This is a genomic window from Nocardioides sp. NPDC057577 (assembly GCF_042801335.1).
Taxonomy (GTDB): domain Bacteria; phylum Actinomycetota; class Actinomycetes; order Propionibacteriales; family Nocardioidaceae; genus Nocardioides.
In genome coordinates, this window is record NZ_JBHVGB010000063.1 from 1 (window position 1) to 17245 (window position 17245).

The 17245-nt window shown below is 69.2% G+C and carries 21 protein-coding genes; all 21 read right to left on the reverse strand.

Translation table 11 applies throughout. From position 1 onward, the window contains the following. Positions 1-27: 27 nt before the first annotated feature. The gene (locus ACFU7D_RS14485; protein ID WP_378868096.1) at positions 28-231 is read right to left on the reverse strand and encodes a hypothetical protein; all 204 of its coding nucleotides are present in this window, start codon (positions 229-231) and stop codon (positions 28-30) included. 17 nt (positions 232-248) lie between these two features. Next, positions 249-2564 carry a RelA/SpoT family protein gene (locus tag ACFU7D_RS14490; RefSeq protein WP_378726676.1) on the reverse strand — a complete coding sequence of 772 codons (2316 nt, stop codon included), beginning with the start codon at positions 2562-2564 and terminating at the stop codon, positions 249-251. Between the two features lie 62 nt (positions 2565-2626). Then, positions 2627-3193: an adenine phosphoribosyltransferase gene (locus ACFU7D_RS14495; protein WP_378726678.1), complete on the reverse strand. Its 567-nt coding sequence runs from the start codon at positions 3191-3193 to the stop codon at positions 2627-2629. Next, on the reverse strand, positions 3190-4431 hold the full coding sequence (gene secF / locus ACFU7D_RS14500) for a protein translocase subunit SecF (protein ID WP_378868099.1): 1242 nt from the start codon (positions 4429-4431) through the stop codon (positions 3190-3192). The genes ACFU7D_RS14495 and secF overlap by 4 nt, the downstream gene beginning before the upstream one ends. Beyond that, the gene (gene secD, locus ACFU7D_RS14505) at positions 4431-6143 is read right to left on the reverse strand and encodes a protein translocase subunit SecD (RefSeq protein WP_378726682.1); all 1713 of its coding nucleotides are present in this window, start codon (positions 6141-6143) and stop codon (positions 4431-4433) included. Before secD ends, secF begins: the two co-directional genes overlap by 1 nt. Positions 6144-6150: 7 nt before the next feature. Then, positions 6151-6519, reverse strand: a complete 369-nt coding sequence (gene yajC, locus ACFU7D_RS14510; protein ID WP_378726684.1) for a preprotein translocase subunit YajC — start codon at positions 6517-6519, stop codon at positions 6151-6153. Between the two features lie 87 nt (positions 6520-6606). Beyond that, positions 6607-7689 (reverse strand): Holliday junction branch migration DNA helicase RuvB, encoded by a 1083-nt coding sequence (gene ruvB, locus ACFU7D_RS14515; RefSeq protein ID WP_378868101.1) that lies wholly within the window; start codon positions 7687-7689, stop codon positions 6607-6609. Between the two features lie 6 nt (positions 7690-7695). Next, the gene (gene ruvA / locus ACFU7D_RS14520) at positions 7696-8295 is read right to left on the reverse strand and encodes a Holliday junction branch migration protein RuvA (protein WP_378868104.1); all 600 of its coding nucleotides are present in this window, start codon (positions 8293-8295) and stop codon (positions 7696-7698) included. After that, positions 8292-8816 carry a crossover junction endodeoxyribonuclease RuvC gene (gene ruvC, locus ACFU7D_RS14525; RefSeq protein WP_378868107.1) on the reverse strand — a complete coding sequence of 175 codons (525 nt, stop codon included), beginning with the start codon at positions 8814-8816 and terminating at the stop codon, positions 8292-8294. Before ruvC ends, ruvA begins: the two co-directional genes overlap by 4 nt. Before the next feature lie 147 nt (positions 8817-8963). Beyond that, on the reverse strand, positions 8964-9206 hold the full coding sequence (locus ACFU7D_RS14530; protein WP_378868109.1) for a DUF6458 family protein: 243 nt from the start codon (positions 9204-9206) through the stop codon (positions 8964-8966). Between the two features lie 125 nt (positions 9207-9331). Then, positions 9332-10099 carry a YebC/PmpR family DNA-binding transcriptional regulator gene (locus ACFU7D_RS14535; protein ID WP_378726691.1) on the reverse strand — a complete coding sequence of 256 codons (768 nt, stop codon included), beginning with the start codon at positions 10097-10099 and terminating at the stop codon, positions 9332-9334. A gap of 106 nt (positions 10100-10205) precedes the next feature. Next, positions 10206-10784 (reverse strand): pyridoxal 5'-phosphate synthase glutaminase subunit PdxT, encoded by a 579-nt coding sequence (gene pdxT / locus ACFU7D_RS14540; protein ID WP_378868112.1) that lies wholly within the window; start codon positions 10782-10784, stop codon positions 10206-10208. Between the two features lie 42 nt (positions 10785-10826). After that, entirely contained in the window at positions 10827-11975 is a 1149-nt protein-coding gene (locus ACFU7D_RS14545; protein ID WP_378868115.1) for a signal peptidase I, read from the reverse strand. Further along, positions 11972-12565 (reverse strand): SipW-dependent-type signal peptide-containing protein, encoded by a 594-nt coding sequence (locus ACFU7D_RS14550; protein WP_378868116.1) that lies wholly within the window; start codon positions 12563-12565, stop codon positions 11972-11974. The genes ACFU7D_RS14545 and ACFU7D_RS14550 overlap by 4 nt, the downstream gene beginning before the upstream one ends. Further along, on the reverse strand, positions 12562-13200 hold the full coding sequence (locus tag ACFU7D_RS14555; RefSeq protein ID WP_378868119.1) for an LPXTG cell wall anchor domain-containing protein: 639 nt from the start codon (positions 13198-13200) through the stop codon (positions 12562-12564). Before ACFU7D_RS14555 ends, ACFU7D_RS14550 begins: the two co-directional genes overlap by 4 nt. Next, positions 13197-13817, reverse strand: a complete 621-nt coding sequence (locus ACFU7D_RS14560) for a signal peptidase I (protein ID WP_378726699.1) — start codon at positions 13815-13817, stop codon at positions 13197-13199. The genes ACFU7D_RS14555 and ACFU7D_RS14560 overlap by 4 nt, the downstream gene beginning before the upstream one ends. Before the next feature lie 32 nt (positions 13818-13849). Next, positions 13850-14404 (reverse strand): alternate-type signal peptide domain-containing protein, encoded by a 555-nt coding sequence (locus ACFU7D_RS14565; protein WP_378726701.1) that lies wholly within the window; start codon positions 14402-14404, stop codon positions 13850-13852. A gap of 238 nt (positions 14405-14642) precedes the next feature. Beyond that, positions 14643-15539, reverse strand: a complete 897-nt coding sequence (pdxS, locus tag ACFU7D_RS14570) for a pyridoxal 5'-phosphate synthase lyase subunit PdxS (RefSeq protein ID WP_378726703.1) — start codon at positions 15537-15539, stop codon at positions 14643-14645. A gap of 78 nt (positions 15540-15617) precedes the next feature. Next, positions 15618-16391, reverse strand: coding sequence for an inositol monophosphatase family protein (locus tag ACFU7D_RS14575; RefSeq protein WP_378868123.1), 774 nt, complete (start codon positions 16389-16391; stop codon positions 15618-15620). Then, positions 16388-17008 (reverse strand): phosphatidylinositol phosphate synthase, encoded by a 621-nt coding sequence (gene pgsA, locus ACFU7D_RS14580; RefSeq protein ID WP_378868125.1) that lies wholly within the window; start codon positions 17006-17008, stop codon positions 16388-16390. Before pgsA ends, ACFU7D_RS14575 begins: the two co-directional genes overlap by 4 nt. Positions 17009-17062: 54 nt before the next feature. Next, positions 17063-17245, reverse strand: a 183-nt coding sequence (locus ACFU7D_RS14585) for a hypothetical protein (RefSeq protein WP_378868128.1), incomplete at its 5' end; no start/stop codon positions are given.

Below are 17245 nucleotides of genomic sequence, written 5' to 3' on the forward strand. Positions count from 1 at the left end.
GGGTTACAGGCCGGCGCCGCCGTAGGCTCAGAAGCCGCCGGCGGGAGGACCGGCGTCAGAGCCGCCGTGGGGCGGGCCGCCGTAGTATTCGCCCTTGCCCAGCGCCTGACCCCTGTTCCGGTTGGCCACAGCTTCGTCGACGCCTCGAGATGACTTTCTCACCGCTTGCCACACGATGGCGCCGACGATCACGACGCCTACGGCAATCAGAAACCAGGTGAACGGGTCCATCGGGCTTGCTCACTTTCTCATTGGGTGACGCGGTAGGCGTCGAAGACGCCGGGGACGGTGCGTACCTGCTTCAAGACGGTGTCCAAGTGCTTGGAGTCTGCCATCTCGAAGGAGAACCGAGACTTCGCGACACGGTCGCGAGTGGTGGTGAGCTGGGCGCTGAGGATGTTCACGTGGGCGTCGGAGAGCGCCATCGTGATGTCGGAGAGGAGCCGGGCGCGGTCGAGCGCTTCGACCTGGATGTTGACCAGGAAGACCGAGTTGGAGGTGGAGCCCCACTCGACCTCGAGCAAGCGCTCGGGGTGCGAGCGGAGCTCGGCGGCGTTGGTGCAGTCGGTGCGGTGGACGGAGACTCCCCCGCCCTTGGTCACGAAGCCGAGGATGTCGTCGCCGGGCACCGGTGTGCAGCACTTGGCGAGCTTGACCCAGACGTCCGGGGAACCCTTGACGATGACGCCGGCGTCGGAGTTGGCGGCGGAGACCTTGCCGTGGCGCCGGCGGCCGACGTTGATGGCCTCGGCGAGATCCTCGGCGGCACCCTCGTCGCCGCCTCGATCCTCGATGACGCGGCGTACGACCGCCTGGGCGGAGAGGTGGCTCTCGCCGACCGCGGCGTAGAGCGCCTCGACGTCGGCGAGGTCGAAGTGGTCGGCGACCTGCATCAGCGACTCGCGCGACATCAGCCGCTTGAGGGGCAGGCCCTCCTTGCGCATGAGCCGGCCGATCGCGTCCTGGCCCTTCTCGATGGCCTCGTCGCGGCGCTCGCGGGTGTGCCACTGCCGGATCTTCGCCTTGGCCCGGTTGGACTTGACGAAGGAGGCCCAGTCGCGCGACGGGCCGGCGTTGGGCGACTTGGAGGTGAAGACCTCGACGACGTCGCCGCTCTCCAGGGTCGACTCCAACGGCACCAGACGACCGTTGACCCGGGCACCGATGGTCTTGTTGCCGACCTCGGTGTGGACGGCGTAGGCGAAGTCGACCGGGGTCGCGTCGGCGGGCAGCGCGATCACGTCGCCCTTGGGCGTGAAGACGTAGACCTCGGTGCGCTTCATCTCGAAGCGCAGCGACTCGAGGAACTCGCCGGGGTCGTTGACCTCCGACTGCCAGTCCATGAGCTGCTTGACCCAGCTCATGTCGTTGTCCATCGGCCGGTCGGTGTCGACACCGGCGCGGCCGTCCTCCTTGTACTTCCAGTGGGCGGCGACGCCGAACTCGGCCCGGCGGTGCATCGCGAAGGTGCGGATCTGCAGCTCGACCGGTTTGCCCTGGGGGCCGATCACGGTGGTGTGCAGCGACTGGTACATGTTGAACTTCGGCATCGCGATGTAGTCCTTGAACCGCCCCAGGACCGGGTTCCACCGCGAGTGCAGGATGCCGAGGACGGAGTAGCAGTCGCGCTCGTCCTCGACCAGGATCCGGATGCCGACCAGATCGTTGATGTCGGAGAAGTCCTTACCGCCGACGATCATCTTCTGGTAGATCGAGTAGTAGTGCTTCGGTCGACCGGTGACGGTCGCCTTGATCCGGGCCTCGTGCAGGTCGCGCTCGACCTGGTCGATGACCTGGGCCAGGAACTTCTCCCGTGACGGGTTGCGGTCGGCGACGAGGCGGACGAGCTCGTCGTACATCTTCGGGTAGAGGGTCGCGAAGGCGAGGTCCTCGAGCTCGAACTTGATGGTGTTCATGCCGAGCCGGTGGGCCAGCGGCGCATAGATGTCGAGGGTCTCGCGGGCGCTGCGCTCCTGGCTCTTCTGCGGGACGTAGCGCAGCGTACGCATGTTGTGCAGGCGGTCGGCGAGCTTGATCACCAGGACCCGGATGTCGCGCGACATCGCCACGACCATCTTGCGGATGGTCTCGGCCTGCGCGGAGTCGCCGTAGGTGACCTTGTCGAGCTTGGTGACGCCGTCGACCAGGTGGGCGACCTCCTCACCGAAGTCCCGGGTGAGCTCCTTGAGCGTGTAGGGCGTGTCCTCGACGGTGTCGTGGAGCAGCGCCGCCACCAGGGTCGGCTCGGTCATGCCGAGCTCGGCGAGGATCGTGGTCACTGCAAGCGGGTGGGTGATGTAGGGGTCGCCGCTCTTGCGCATCTGCGTGCCATGAAGGCGCTCGGCGGTGACGTAGGCCCGCTCCAGCAGGGGCAGGTCGGCCTTCGGGTGGTTGGACCTCACCGCCCGAAACAGCGGCTCCAGCACAGGATTGCCGGGCGTGCCACGGCCGCCGATCCTGGCCAGGCGCGCACGGACGCTGCGTCCCGACGGGGCCGGGCCACTGCTCTCCCGCGCCTCGATGTTGTGCGCACGAGGCTGCGCGACGATGCGATCCTCTGCCATGCACCGAGTCTACCGGCCGCACCCGGAGCATTGGCTAGGACCGCACCTGCATGATGGACCTGTCAACTGACCAACAGCGAGTGCACCGGCGTGTCCGGCAGCTTGCTGCGCGGGTCGAGGAAGCCGAGCTCGAGCAGCACCGAGACGCCCACGACGACTCCGCCGCAGCGCTCGACGAGCTCGATCGTGGCCGCCGCGGTGCCACCGGTCGCGAGGACGTCGTCGATGACCAGCACCCGCTCCCCCGGCGCGACCGCGTCGGTGTGGATCTCCAGGGTGGCCTCGCCGTACTCCAGCGAGTAGGAGACCGCGTGGGTCTCGCGTGGCAGCTTGCCCGCCTTGCGTACGGGCACGAAGCCCACGCCGAGGTGCAGGGCGGCGGGGGCGCCGAGGATGAAGCCTCGCGACTCCATGCCGAGCACCTTGGTGACGCTCACGTTGCCGTCGGCGTCGCGCGCCGGAGCGGCGAGCGCCTCGACCACCTGGGTGAAGCCGGCGTGGTCGGCCAGCAGCGGGGTGATGTCCTTGAACCCGACGCCCGGCTCCGGGAAGTCGGGAACGTCGGCGACCAGCCGCTCGAGGGTTTCCTCGAGCGACCGGCCACCAGCGGCCGTCTCGGAGACAGTCACTTGCGCTTCGACCTCGACTCACGCTTCGGCTGCGGACGCCCGGCGGCGCCGCTGTCGGAGACCTCGCGGTGCTGGTCGGGTACGTTGCGGCCCCGACCGGTCGCGGAGCGGTTGGGGCTGGTGCCCCGGCTCACGCCGGCCTCGTGAAGGTCCTCGGAAGAGCCCTCGCGAAGCTCGTCCGGCTCGTCGCTCTCCGCGACCGGCATGCCCTCGTCGAAGACCGGCACCGCGGCGTACTTGTCGGCTTCCTTCATCCGCGCGGCGGCACGCTTCTCGGCGTCGACGACGTCCTTCTCCTTCGACTTCAGGTGCACCAGCAGCGGCGTGGCGATGAAGATCGAGGAGTAGGTGCCGACGGCCATACCGATGAAGAGGACCAGGGAGATGTCCTTCAGCGAGGAGGTGCCGAGCTGGACGGTGCTGACGTAGAGGATCGCGACGACGGGCAGCAGACCGATGATCGAGGTGTTGATCGACCGGACCAGGGTCTGGTTGACCGCGAGGTTGGCCGCGTAGGCGTAGGTCTGCTTCCTCTGCGACAGGTTGCGGGTGTTCTCCTTGACCTTGTCGAAGACCACCACGGTGTCGTAGAGCGAATAACCGAGGATCGTCAGGAAGCCGGTGACCGTTGCCGGAGTCACCTCGAAGCCGACGATCGCGTAGACGCCGACCGTGATCACCACGTCGTGGAGCAGCGCGACGACGGCCGCGACCGACATCTTCCATTCCCTGAAGTAGATCCAGATGAACAGGACCACGCCGACGAGGAAGATGCCCAGCGCGAGGGCCGCCTTGGAGGCGACCCGCTGACCCCAGCTGGGGCCGATGCCGGTGCGGCTGACGTCGTCCTCGGCCACGTCGGCGGTCTTGGTGATCGCCGCCATGATCGAGTCGTCGGCCTCGGAGTTGTTCGGGATCGCCTTGGTCTCGATGACGATCGACTTCGGGCCGGCCGTACGCACCGTGGCGCCGTCGGCGGCCTCGATCGCCGTGTCACCCACGGACGCCCGCAGGTCGTCGGCGAGCTCCTGGTCGGCCTGCGCGACGGTCACCGTGTAGCGCGTGCCACCGGTGAAGTCGATGCCGAGGTTGATGCCCTGCAGCCAGACACCGAGGACGACCGCCACGAGCACGACTGCGGACACGGCGTACCAGAGCATCCGGCGACCGACGAAGTCGAAGGACTTCTCGCCGGTGTAGAGCTCCTTGCCGAGCCGCGAGAAGGAGAACTTGCTCATCAGGCCTTGCCTCCGACCAGAGTGTTGCCCGTAGGGGCGTCGACGGTGCCGATTGCGCGCTTGTCCATGCCGGAGAGCACGTGGCCCTTGTTGAAGAAGCCCCAGCCGGCCATCAGCTTGGTCATCGGGTGGGTGAACCAGAAGAACACCAGCACGTCGATGATCGTGGTCAGGCCCAGCATGAAGGCGAAGCCCTTGACCTCGTTGGTCGCGAAGACGTAGAGCACGAACGCGGCCAGGAACGAGACGCCGTCGGAGGCCAGACACGTGTTACGAGCCCGGACCCAGGCGGTGTCGACGGCCACCCGCATCGAGCGGCCATCACGCATGTCGTCACGCATCCTCTCGTAGAGGATGATGAAGGAGTCGGCGGTGATACCGATACCGACGATCAGACCGGCCACACCCGGAAGGTCCAGGGTGACGCCGGCGGTCTCGCTGAGCAGCAGGATCATCCCGTACGTCAGAGCACCCGCCACGAGCAGCGACCCGATCACCACGATGCTCATCGCGCGGTAGTAGAGGATCGAGAAGATCACCACGAGGATCAGGCCGATCAGGCCGGCCCAGAGTCCGGCGGTGAGCTGGTTGCCGGCCAGGGTCGGGCCGATGACCCGGGTCTGGATGCCGTCCTCGGGGAAGTCGAGCGGCAGCGAGCCGTACTTCAGGTTGTTGGCAAGCGCGGCGGCGGACTCCTGAGTGAAGTCGCCGCTGATCTGGGCGCCTCCGCTGATCCGGGAGTCGGCGGTCGGGGCCGAGATCACCTTGGTGTCCAGGACGATCGCGAACTGCTCGCCGGTGCCGGCGATGTTGCCGGTGGTGTCGGCGAAGACCTTGTTGCCGTCGGACTTGAAGTCCAGGGTGACCACGTAGTTGGCCTGCTGCTGCGGGATGCCGTAGGAGGCTTCGCTGATCTCGGTGCCCTCGATGACTGCCGCGGTCAGCAGGTAGGGGACGCCGTCCTCATCGCAGGTCAGCAGGGGCTCACCCGCGACGTCCTCGGCCGGTTCGGCGCCCGGGGCGGGGCAGGTGAAGGAGTTGTAGGCGGTCGCCCACTCCTGCGGCACGTTGCGCATGAACTCGACCGCTTCGTCGACCGGGACGACCGAGTTCTTGCTCCGCTTCTCGGACTCGGCGCCCGCCGAGGCCGAGGGGCTGGCGCTCGGGTCGGCGCTCTCGGACGCCTTCTCGGAGGGCTTCTCTGACGCGCTCGCGGTCTCGGAAGCGCTGGCGGTCTCGCTGCCGAACGCCGCACGCGGAGAGGTGCCCGGGACGGTTCCGGTCGAGGGGTCCTCGACCATCGAGCCGCTCGGGTCCGCGGCACCGCAGGGCTTCTGCGGGCTGCAGGCGACCAGGCGGAAGCGGAGCTTCGCGGTCTGGCGGACGCGCTCTGCGGTCTCCTGCTGCACCTTGCCGGTGCCGGGGATGGAGACCTTGATGACGTCGCTGCCCTCGGTGGTCACTCGGCCGCCGGTGATGCCGGAGCCGTTGACCCGCTGGTCGATGATCGACTTGGCCTCGTCGAGGCTCTCCCTCGGGACCGATCCGCCCTCGGTGTTCTCCGCGGTCATCGAGATCTCGGTGCCGCCGCGCAGGTCGAGGCCCAGCTCGGGCTTCCAGGTGCCGGCGTACGCGATGCCGCCGAACATGATCGCAATGGCCAAGAAGAGCAGTGCGAGTGTCCGGCCGGGGCGCGCTGTCTTGCGTGCCATGTGTGGGTCAGTCCTTCTTGTCGAGGTCCACGATGACGTTCTCGGCGCCCTCAGGGGTCTCGTCGGCCTTGGCCTCGACCTCGGGCTCCTCGGCGGCGTCCTCGTCGATCTCCTCGGCAGGCGCTTCGGTGACCTTCTGGGCCACGGCCTGGCGCACGACCTGGATGACGACGCCGTCGGAGATCTCGACCTTGATGTTCGTCGTGGTCTCCTCGACCTCCGTCACCGTGCCGAAGAGCCCGGCGGTCAGCATCACCCGGTCACCCGGCTGGAGGTTGAGCTGGAGCTCACGCGCCTGCTTCGCACGCTTCTGCTGCGGCCTGATCAACAAGAAGTAGAACAGGACGATGATGACGATAAAAGGAAGGAATTCCACGGGGGTTCGGCTCCGACAGTCTGAGTGGTCGCCGGCAGGCGCACGGCGACGTGCAAGTCTAACCAGGCACCTGGTTGAGACTGTGAATCAGGCCTCATCCCAGAGCGTTTCCCTGGACCAGGCCGCAGCCTCGGCGTTGGCCGGTACCGGCAGCCCGAGATGCTCCCAAGCGGCCGGGGTCGCGACCCGGCCACGCGGCGTACGGGCCAGGAAGCCGGTGCGCACCAGGAACGGCTCGGCCACCTCCTCGACCGTCTCACGCTCCTCCCCCACCGCTACGGCGAGGGTGGAGATGCCCACGGGGCCACCGCCGAATCTCCGGCACAGGGCGTCGAGGACGGCCAGGTCGAGGCGGTCCAGGCCGAGCGGGTCGACCTCGTAGAGGTCCAGGGCCTTCTCGGCGATCTGCTGGGTGACCGTGCCGTCGGCCTTGACCTGGGCATAGTCGCGTACGCGGCGCAGCAGCCGGTTCGCGATCCGCGGGGTGCCGCGGGAGCGGCCGGCGATCTCGGCGGCCCCGTCGTCCTTGAGGGTGACGTCGAGCAGGCCGGCGGAACGGCGCACGATCAGCTCGAGGTCGGCGGGGTCGTAGAGCTCGAGGTGGCCGGTGAAGCCGAACCTGTCCCGGAGCGGGCCAGGGAGAAGGCCGGCCCGCGTGGTCGCGCCGACCAGCGTGAACGGCGGCAGGTCGATCGGGATCGCGGTCGCGCCCGGGCCCTTGCCGATGACCACGTCGACCCGGAAGTCCTCCATCGCCAGGTAGAGCATCTCCTCGGCGGGCCGGCTCATCCGGTGGATCTCGTCGACGAAGAGCACCTCGCCCTCGTTGAGCCCGCTCAGGATCGCGGCCAGGTCGCCGGCGTGGGTGATCGCCGGGCCCGACGTGATCCGCAGGGGCGCCGACATCTCGGCGGCGATGATCATCGCGAGGGTGGTCTTGCCGAGGCCCGGCGGCCCGGACAGGAGTACGTGGTCGGGGGCCCGCTCGCGCTGCCGCGCCGCCTCCAGGACGAGGCCGAGCTGCTCGCGGACGCGTTGCTGTCCGATCAGCTCGTCGAGGGCCTTGGGGCGCAGCGCCGCCTCGACGGCCCGGTCGTCACCGTCGGCCTCGGCGATGGTCAGCGACGAGAAGTAGTCCTCCTCGGCGCGGTCCAGGTCATCCTCGTGCATGGGTCCTTATGCCTTCGAAAGAGTGCGCAGAGCCGCCCTGAGCAGCAGCGAGATGTTGGCCTGGTCGCCGGCCTCGGGCTCGATGGCGGTGACCGCCTTGTCGGCGTCGCGGGCGTTGTAGCCCAGGCCGACGAGGGCCTCGGTGACCTGGTCGCGCCACGGGGCCGCTGCGGTGGCGGGCGCTGGAGCGGAGGCGGTGCCGGTCGGCGCGCCGATCCTGTCCTTGAGCTCCAGGATGATCCGCTGGGCGCCCTTCTGGCCGATGCCGGGGACCTTGGTGAGTGTCTTCGCGTCCTCGCCCGCGATGGCCAGACGGATGCCGTCGGGCGAAAGCACGGCGAGCATGGCCTGGGCGAGCTTCGGGCCGACGCCGGAGGCGGTCTGGAGCAGCTCGAAGAGGGTGCGCTCGTCGGTATCGGTGAAACCGAACAGGGTCAGCGAGTCCTCGCGCACGACCAGGCTGGTCGGCAGGTGAGCCTCCTCGCCGGTGCGGAGCGTGGCCAGCGTGTTGGGCGTGCAGAGCATCTCGATCCCGATGCCGCCGACCTCGACGATGGCGGTGGAGAGACTGACGGCGGCAACCTTGCCGCGCACGGACGCGATCATCTGCGTACCTTCCCTGCCGCGGCCACCGCGGCTTCAATGCGGTTCTGGGCGCCTCCGCGCCACTGGTGGGTGATGGCCAGGGCGAGCGCGTCGGCGGCGTCGGCCGGCTTCGGCGGGGTCGGGAGCCGCAGGATCCGGGTCACCATCGCGGTCACCTGAGCCTTGTCGGCTCGGCCGTTGCCGGAGACGGCCGCCTTGACCTCCGAGGGCGTGTGCAGGGCGACCGGCAGACCGCGCCGGGCGGCGCAGACCATGGCGAGGCCGCTGGCCTGGGCCGTACCCATGATCGTGGAGACGTTCGAGCGGGCGAAGATCCGCTCGATCGCGACCGCGTCGGGCCGATGCTTCTCGATCCAGGCGTCGATCCCCTTCTCGATGCTCACCAGCCGCTCCCAGACAGGAAGGTCGGCAGACGTACGGATCACTCCGACGTCCACCATCGACAGCGGCCGGCCGAGCGATCCGTCGACCACGCCCATCCCGCACCGGGTCAGGCCGGGGTCGATCCCAAGCACGCGCACTGGAGCACCTCTTCCACAACGACCGAGCCGGCCGGGTGTCGAACGTCTGTTCGCAGACTACCGGTCGGCTGCTGCCTCCGGGCTCGCGACACCCTCATTCAGGAGGATGCGACGTGCTCGGAGGTCCCGCGGTCGAGGCCCCCGTGCTCACAGGATGTCGGTGCGTCGCTCCTCGACGGTCTCCGTACCGTCGGCATGCCTCCGCCTCGCGACCGTGCGTGACCGACCTCCGGTGTTCAGGGTCACAGCGGTCAGGATCAGCACCACGGCTCCGACAGCGGCCAGGATCCAGCCGATCAGGGTCAGATCGACCCCGCTGACCGAGACGTGCACAGCCAACGCCAGGACAAGTCCGACGACGAGCAGAATCGCTCCTACGCCGTATCCCATCGTGTACTCCTTCCAGTGCGAACCCGCCCTCGCGGCGGTTCGTGACCTTCCGGGTACCCAGCATCCGGCCCGAGAATGAGCCGGTTCGCCGTACGGCCCAGCTCGCAGCTCGACCAGCGGAGCGATCAGGCGTCGACGGTCTCCATGACCTCGTCGGGGATGTCGGCGTTGGAGAAGACGTTCTGCACGTCGTCGAGGTCGTCGACGGCGTCGATGAGCCTGAAGACCTTCTCGGCCGACGGCGCGTCGGCGACGGGGATGTCCATGCTCGCGACGAACTGGACCTCGGCGGAGTCGTAGTCGATGCCGGCGTCCTGCAGCGCGGTGCGGACCGCGACGACGTCGGAGGGGTCGGAGACGACCTCGAAGGTCTCACCGAGGTCGTTGACGTCCTCGGCACCGGCGTCGAGGGTGGCCTCGAGCAGGTCGTCCTCGGAGACCTCCTTGCCCTCCTGCGCCTTGGCCACGACGACGACGCCCTTGCGGTCGAAGAGCCGCGAGACCGAGCCCGGGTCGGCCATGGTGCCGCCGTTGCGGGTGACCGCGGTGCGGACCTCCATGGCCGCCCGGTTGCGGTTGTCGGTCAGACATTCGATGAGGAGCGCGACGCCCTGGGGGCCGTAGACCTCGTACATGATCGTGTCGTAGCTGACGCCGCCGCCGTCGAGCCCGCCGCCGCGCTTGACCGCGCGGTCGATGTTGTCGTTGGGGACCGACTGCTTCTTGGCCTTCTGGATCGCGTCGTAGAGGGTCGGGTTGCCCGACGGGTCGGGACCGCCGGTCTTCGCCGCGATCTCGATCGTCTTGATGAGCTTGGCGAACAGCTTGCCGCGCTTGGCGTCGATCGCCGCCTTCTTGTGCTTCGTCGTTGCCCACTTGGAGTGGCCGCTCATCTGAAAACCGTCCTTTGCCCCGCGTCGTCGCTGTGCTTGTCGAGCCGCCTCCGGAGTCGTCACAGGGCAGCAGGTGTCCATTCTAACTACGTGGCCCCGGTCACGGTCACCAGCAGGTGTCGAGGAAGAGCCGGTGCAACCGGTCCTCGCCGTTGACCTCGGGATGGAAGGAGGTCGCCAGCAGATGCCCGTGGCGTACGGCGACGGGGTGGCCCGCCACGCTCGCGAGCACCTCCACGTCGGGGCCGGTCGACTCGACCCAGGGCGCCCGGATGAAGACCGCCCGGACCGTGTCCTCCACCCCGGCGACGGTCAGGTCGGTCTCGAAGGACTCGGTCTGGCGACCGAACGCGTTGCGCCGCACCGTGATGTCCAGGCCGCCGATCGTCTCCTGGCCCTCGGCACCGTCGAGCAGGCGCTCGGCGAGCAGCACCATCCCGGCACACGTACCGAAGACGGGCATCTTGTCCTCGACCCGAGCCCGCAGCGGCTCGAGCAGCTCGAAGGTCCTGGCCAGACGCCACATCGTGGTCGACTCGCCGCCGGGGAGGACGAGCCCGTCGCAGGTGTCCAGCTCGGCCTGGCGGCGTACGGGAAGGGTCTTGACCCCCAGCCGGGTCAACGTGGCCAGGTGCTCGCGGACATCGCCTTGGAGAGCGAGTACGCCGATGGTCGGTGCAGTCACCTCGGAAGCGTAGTTCGCGGCGAGCGCCACGCGGAACTCGGCTCAGGCGGTGTTGCACTCGAAGGAGGCGAAGGCGAGCACGGCGCTGCTGGAGAAGTTCACCTGGACGGTCGTCGCGCCGTACCAGCTGCTGCCGATGAGGTGGGAGCGCACGCGCAGCTGCAGCCGGGTGTTGGAGAGCAGGTTGAGGCCGAGAAGGTTGCCCAGCGTCGTCGCGTTCTGCTGGTAGACCTGCCTCGATCCGGCGGCCCCGGAATGGGCGACGGTCAGGGCGGCGCCCTGGTTCTGGTTGGTGCTCCGGTTGAAGAACTGCAGCTGGTAGTCATAGCTCGCCAGCGGCGGGGCGGAGGCCGGTGCGACTCCTTCCCAACGCAGCGTGATCATGCTGCCGAGCGCCTGGTTCTGCGCCTGGCAGTTGCCGGTCCCGGTGCCGTTGCCTCCGCCGGAGGACGGCGCCGCGGTCGGCGAGACGAGGCTCGTCGTGCCGAGCGTGGCGCCCGTGACACTCACCGGGTCCGTCCAGGCTGCCCAGGTCGGTGGCATCGCCGTGCCGAGCAGGAACGCGAGCACGAGGACAGCGAACGCGAGCCGTCCTCGGCGGCCCGCGGACGGCTTCGGCGCGGGTTGTGGTAGTTCTGGCGGCTCGGGGACCGCGGGGGTCTCGGGGGTCTCGGGGGTCTTCGGAGCAGGCGGGTTCGCCCGGCGGCGCATCAGGATCGTGAGCAGCAGCGCCGCGTAGCCGGCGAGCACGAAGATCCCTGGCGGATGCGAGAGCCAGGCGATCACCGCGCCGAGATGGGGCACGGAGTAGACGACCCGGTCGGCGGCGGTCACCTGGTAGGGACGCAGATCCGCGGTCTCGTTGGCGTCGCCCTTCAGCATCAGCAGCGAGTTCGCCTCTGTGTGGTCGATCGAGACGACCCGGTGCGTCACCCGCGTACGTTCGTACGGCACCGAGATCACGTCGCCGACCTCGATCTCGCGGTGGCCGACCGGCACCGCCAGCGCCAGCGAGCCGGTGGGGATCGCCGGTGACATCGATCCGGACCGGAAGACGAGCGGCCGTACGTCGAACGCGACCCCCGCGAGCAGCGTCAGCAGGCACACCACGCCGGCCACCGCCGCCAGGGTGAGCGCGAGATCGCCCGCCCGCCGGACGGTGACGGTGGCGAGGCGCTGCAGCCGGGTCACGGCAGCTGCGTTCCGGTGAGCGTGAAGGTGAGGTTGCTCGAGCGGCCCTGGGCGGTGTCGGGGGCGTCGGTGCCGAGCGTCACCTGCAGGCAGAGGGTCTGCGAGGTGCCCGGCTGGAGCGTGCGCGCGGTCGCGATGCCGGAGGACGGCAGCGGGCCGCCGGTGCCGGCGAGCGCCGTGCCCGGACAGGTCTGGTTCAGGGTGCCGTCGTTGGTCACGCTGGTGTCGGCGGTGACCTTGAGGGTCAACGGGGCCAGCGTGGTGGTCGAGGAGCCGCTCGTCATCGTGTAGCTCAGCGGGATCGACCCGACGTTCTGAACGGTCAGGATGCCCGCCGAGGACGTGCCCGGGTACATGCCGGTCAGGTTCAGCGCGGTGAAACCGGTGTAGGGGTCGGCGCCGTTGACCTGGAGGTCGAGCGTGCCCGTGGTCAGGGTCGCGCCGCTGACCTCCACCGTGTCGGTCCAGTAGGCCAGCGTCCCGGTCGCCCCGATCGAGACGACCACGCCGAGAGCGAGCAGCGCGCGTAGGCGCGCGGACCTCACCGCACGCCGCAGCGCGGCACCCGGGCGCCGTCGTGGACTGGTCATGATCTTCCCTTTCGCTTGCTGCGCAGGACGAGGGCCGTACCCCCGCCGATCGAGAGTGAGGCCAGAGCGATCAGCCACCACGTCACCGGGCTGCCGGTCTCGGGCAGCAGACCACCGTCGCCCGCGGCATCACCGCCGGGCGGCGCGTCATCGCCCGGCCCGGTCGCATCCTCCCCCGTCAGCCGTACGTCGAGGCTGAACGTGAGCGACCTGTCCATCGTGTCGTTGTCCGCCCCCGGTGCGTAGGTCGCGACGACGCCGATCCGGTCCCGGGCGCCCTGTTCCAGCCGGCCCAGCTCGGCGCGGGCTCCTGGCCGTACGTCCTGCCACTCGCCCTCCCCGCGGCGCAGCCGCAGACTCATCGCACCCTCGGCGAGCAGGCCGTCGGTGTCACGGACGTCGGCACTCACGGTGAGCGATCCGCGGCTCTCTCCGGCGTCGCGTACCCAGAAGGTGGCCTCTCGGGAGTCGCCGGGAACCCAGCGCACCTCCGGCTCGAACAGCGGCCGGGGCAGGTCGGCGGCCCAGGTGCGGCCGTCGTTGCTCAGCTGCACCGGCTCGGTTGCCGCCGCCGGTGCAGCCGCGGCGACGGTCGAGATCACCAGGAGCGCGAGCAGGAGGCGTACGGCCGTCATGGCTTCACCTCTGCGTCCTCGGCTCGCTCCCGGCGACGGTCGCGGATGGAGCCCCCGAACATCACCAGCGCGTAGCCGATGAGCAGCCCGGCGCCGACCAGCCGGGTGATGGCGCGCTGCTCACCGTTCAGCAGCGAGTTGAGATGGCCGACGTAGGGCAGCCAGTACCAGCGCTCTCCGCGCACCTGCACCGCCCGCACCGGCTTCACGTCCTCGGCGTCGTTCGCGTCACCGCGGGTCGTGAAGACCCGTTCGCCCTTGGTGGTGGTGCCGATGCCGGTGATGCGATGGGTCGCGACCGTCGGCTCCCCCGACCTCAGCTGGAAGGTGATCACGTCCCCGATCTGGAGCGTGGCCGGGTCCACCGGACGTACGACCACCAGCGACCCCGGCGGCATGCCGGGCCGCATCGAGCCGCTGAGCACCGTGAACGCCTCTCCTCCGACGAGCCGCGGCGCGGCGACACCGAGGAGGATGACCGCGCCGGCCGCGATGATCACGAACCACACCACGAACTGACCCAGGAAACCGAGCACGGCTCGTGGCCCTGGGGTGGGCAGGCGTCGGCCGCCCGGCAGCGAGGAGCGCCGGGCGGACAACGCAGCGGCGGATGTCATGGACACCGCCTCACAGGAGCTGGACACAGGGATCAGGGGTTCGGGTTCTGGCCCGAGCTCTGGTCCTGAGTCAGGGTGATCGTGATCGCGTCCAGGGTCGCGGTGACGTCCTGGGTGTCGTTGGCGTTGATCGTGGTCGCGTTGCCGTAGGGGAAGACCACCTCCACGTCGGCGACCAGCGTGGTCGGACCGTCGATCGCGAACGAGTCGCCGTCACCCACCGGGTCGCCGCCGAGCTGGTAGTCCGCGGTCGCGGTGAGCTGCATCGTCGTGGTGGTCTTGTCGGTGGTGTAGGTGACCTCACCCGGGGCCGACACGGTGGCGGTGAGGTGGTCACCGGAGCCGGTCACCTCGAACGAGCAGGACTTGGTAATCGAGTCTCCCGGGACGATGGTCGTGACCGCTGAGCCGTCGGGGTAGGTCCAGGCCGCCTCGCAGGTGCCGTCGCTCAGCGCCATGTTCCCCGTCGTGATCGTGCCGCCGGAGGCGGTGCCGTCATCGGTCCAGTAGGCCAGCGATCCGGCGCCCCCGAGAAGCAGGACCGCGGCGCTCGCGGCGGCCACTGCACCCTTCGTCGACTTCTTCATGTTTCTGTCCCCATCTCCACAGGGACGCGGTGCCCCCGTTATGTATGGGACCAAGGTCCCCCATAACGCAACGTTTTACGCGGAAACGGGACAATCGTTATGTTTTGAGACTATTTGATGCATTCCTACGTTGGTTGTTCCCGTTTTCGAATCGTCCATGCACCGCACAACGCCGACGCGGCCACGCAGCCCCCGCTCGGGGGCCACGCAGCCGCGTCGGTTCGACGTGGGTCGGGTTCTACCAGCCACGCTCCGCGAACTGAATCGAACGGGCCGGCTCGTCGACGTTGATGCCGACCATCGCCTCACCGAGACCGCGGGAGACCTTGGCGACGACGTCGGGGTCGTCGTGGAAGGTGGTCGCCTTCACGATCGCCTCGGCGCGCTGGGCCGGGTTGCCGGACTTGAAGATGCCGGAGCCGACGAAGACGCCCTCGGCGCCGAGCTGCATCATCATCGCCGCGTCGGCCGGGGTCGCGATGCCACCGGCGGTGAACAGTACGACCGGGAGCTTGCCGTTGCTGGCGACCTCCTTGACCAGCTCGTAGGGGGCCTGGAGCTCCTTGGCCGCCACGTAGAGCTCGTCGTCGGCGAGCGCGCCGAGGCGGCGGATCTCGCGGCGGATCGTCCGCATGTGGGTGACCGCGTTGGACACGTCACCGGTGCCGGCCTCGCCCTTGGAGCGGATCATCGCCGCGCCCTCGGTGATGCGGCGCAGCGCCTCGCCGAGGTTGGTCGCACCGCACACGAACGGCACGGTGAAGGACCACTTGTCGATGTGGTTCTCGTAGTCGGCAGGGGTCAGCACCTCGGACTCGTCGATGTAGTCGACACCCAGGGACTGCAGCACCTGGGCCTCGGCGAAGTGGCCGATCCGGGCCTTGGCCATGACGGGGATGGAGACGGCCTCGATGATGCCGTCGATCATGTCGGGGTCGGACATGCGGCTCACGCCGCCCTGGGCGCGGATGTCGGCCGGGACGCGCTCGAGCGCCATCACCGCCACCGCCCCGGCGTCCTCGGCGATCTTCGCCTGCTCGGCGGTGACCACGTCCATGATCACGCCGCCCTTGAGCATCTCCGCCATCCCGCGCTTGACCCGCGAGGTTCCCGTCTCATTCGTGCTTGTAGCCATGTGGCGATCGTAAGTCGGGACCCGTCGTACGCCATCCTCGGAAAGCCCTGCTCAGGCCACTGTTCCCGAAGTGGACTGCTAGGAGGCCAGTGCGTGGGCCGCTTCGGCCACGGCGGTGGGAGCGCCGGCCAGGGACCAGAGGACCCCGCCTGCCTCGACCTGGGCGGTGGTGCCGCCGGCGCCCAGGACCAGCGCGGCTCCGGGGAGGCGGTCCCAGTCGGGGACGGAGTGCTGGCAGAAGAGGTGGAGCCTGCCCTGGGCGATCGCGGTGAGGTCCATCGACCCGGAGCCGAGGATCCGGATGGAGGCGGCCTGGCTGGCGACCCGGACGTACGCCTCGCCGACCGGGTGCCTCAGCCTCGAGGGGTGGAGGTAGGTGGTCAGGCAGGCGTGGGCGAGCGGAGTGTCCGGCATCGCGTCGAGCCGGACGCCGTTGCGGGTGGTGGGCAGCTCGGGACCACCGATGTAGACGGCATCCTCGGCCGGTGAGTAGACGGCGCCCAGGACAATGCCGGTGCCGTCGGTCAGGGCCAGGGCGGAGCACCACCAGTCGAGGCCGCGTACGAAGTTGTAGGTGCCGTCGACGGGGTCGATGGTCCATACGCGGCCGGTGGACGACTCGCGGGCGGAGCCCTCCTCGCCGAGGATGCCGTCGCCCGGGTGTTCGGCGGTGAGGCGCTCCACGATCGCCGTCTCGGCTGCCTTGTCGGCGGCGGTGACCAGGTCGGAGACCGAGGTCTTGGTCTCGATCGAGTCGCCGATGCCCTCGCTGCGCATCTTCGCGGCGAGCGAGCCGGCGCCGCGGACGAGCTCGGTGGCCAGGCGTACGTCGTGTTCGCTCGGCACGGTCATGCCGACGCCTCCTCGGCGATGGCCTGCTTGCGGACCGTCCAGACGCGCTGTCCGACGGTGACGGTCGAGGCGACGGCGAGGATCCACAGCGCGATGTAGATCAGCAGGTCGAGATCGAAGATGCCGGCGAAGCCGGTCAGCACCAGGACCAGGACCAGCCGGTCGGCTCGCTCGGCGATGCCGACGTTGGCGGTGAAGCCCAGCGACTCGGCGCGGGCGCGGGCGTAGGACGTGACCGCGCCCATCACCACGCACCACAGGGTCAGCGCGAGATAGAGGTCGGAGTCGCCCGGGCCGGCGAAGTAGAGCGCCAGGCCACCGAAGACCGCGCCGTCGCCGATCCGGTCGAGGGTGGAGTCCCAGAACGCGCCGAACTTGCTCGTACGCCCGACGGCGCGTGCCATCGCCCCGTCGATGAGGTCGCTGAAGACGAAGCAGGTGATGAAGATCGTGCCGGCCAGCAGCTCGCCGCGAGGGTAGAACGCCAGCGCCCCGACCGCTACTCCAATGGTGCCGACGAGTGTCACGACGTCGGGGCTGATCTTCAGCGCCACGAACAACCGGACGATGGGCGCGAGGACGACTCCCTGAACGAAGCCTTTGATGTGATCCAACATGGCGCGGCCACGCTATCGGATACCACCGAGGCGTCACTCCCGCGCGCCGAAACGTCACCCACATTCTGCCGAGGCGTCACTTCCGTCGGGCGAGGCGTCACGTACGTCGGCCGAGGCGTCACCCCCGTCGGGCGAGGCGTCACCCCCGTCGGGCGAGGCGTCACCCCCGTCGGGCGAGGCGTCACCCCCGTCGGGCGAGGCGTCACGTACGTCGGCCGAGAGGTCAGGGATGCCGCC

Excerpts from the sequence above, each read along its gene's own strand:
- ruvB (WP_378868101.1), bottom strand. The coding sequence starts at position 7,689 with ATGCACGAGGATGACCTGGACCGCGCCGAGGAGGACTACTTCTCGTCG.
- ACFU7D_RS14550 (WP_378868116.1), bottom strand. The coding sequence starts at position 12,565 with ATGACCAGTCCACGACGGCGCCCGGGTGCCGCGCTGCGGCGTGCGGTG.
- pdxS (WP_378726703.1), bottom strand. The coding sequence starts at position 15,539 with ATGGCTACAAGCACGAATGAGACGGGAACCTCGCGGGTCAAGCGCGGG.
- ACFU7D_RS14485 (WP_378868096.1), bottom strand. The coding sequence starts at position 231 with ATGGACCCGTTCACCTGGTTTCTGATTGCCGTAGGCGTCGTGATCGTC.
- ruvA (WP_378868104.1), bottom strand. The coding sequence starts at position 8,295 with ATGATCGCGTCCGTGCGCGGCAAGGTTGCCGCCGTCAGTCTCTCCACC.
- pgsA (WP_378868125.1), bottom strand. The coding sequence starts at position 17,008 with ATGTTGGATCACATCAAAGGCTTCGTTCAGGGAGTCGTCCTCGCGCCC.
- ACFU7D_RS14530 (WP_378868109.1), bottom strand. The coding sequence starts at position 9,206 with ATGGGATACGGCGTAGGAGCGATTCTGCTCGTCGTCGGACTTGTCCTG.
- secF (WP_378868099.1), bottom strand. The coding sequence starts at position 4,431 with ATGAGCAAGTTCTCCTTCTCGCGGCTCGGCAAGGAGCTCTACACCGGC.
- ACFU7D_RS14555 (WP_378868119.1), bottom strand. The coding sequence starts at position 13,200 with ATGACGGCCGTACGCCTCCTGCTCGCGCTCCTGGTGATCTCGACCGTC.
- secD (WP_378726682.1), bottom strand. The coding sequence starts at position 6,143 with ATGGCACGCAAGACAGCGCGCCCCGGCCGGACACTCGCACTGCTCTTC.
- ACFU7D_RS14565 (WP_378726701.1), bottom strand. The coding sequence starts at position 14,404 with ATGAAGAAGTCGACGAAGGGTGCAGTGGCCGCCGCGAGCGCCGCGGTC.
- ACFU7D_RS14490 (WP_378726676.1), bottom strand. The coding sequence starts at position 2,564 with ATGGCAGAGGATCGCATCGTCGCGCAGCCTCGTGCGCACAACATCGAG.
- ACFU7D_RS14535 (WP_378726691.1), bottom strand. The coding sequence starts at position 10,099 with ATGAGCGGCCACTCCAAGTGGGCAACGACGAAGCACAAGAAGGCGGCG.
- ACFU7D_RS14560 (WP_378726699.1), bottom strand. The coding sequence starts at position 13,817 with ATGACATCCGCCGCTGCGTTGTCCGCCCGGCGCTCCTCGCTGCCGGGC.
- ACFU7D_RS14575 (WP_378868123.1), bottom strand. The coding sequence starts at position 16,391 with ATGACCGTGCCGAGCGAACACGACGTACGCCTGGCCACCGAGCTCGTC.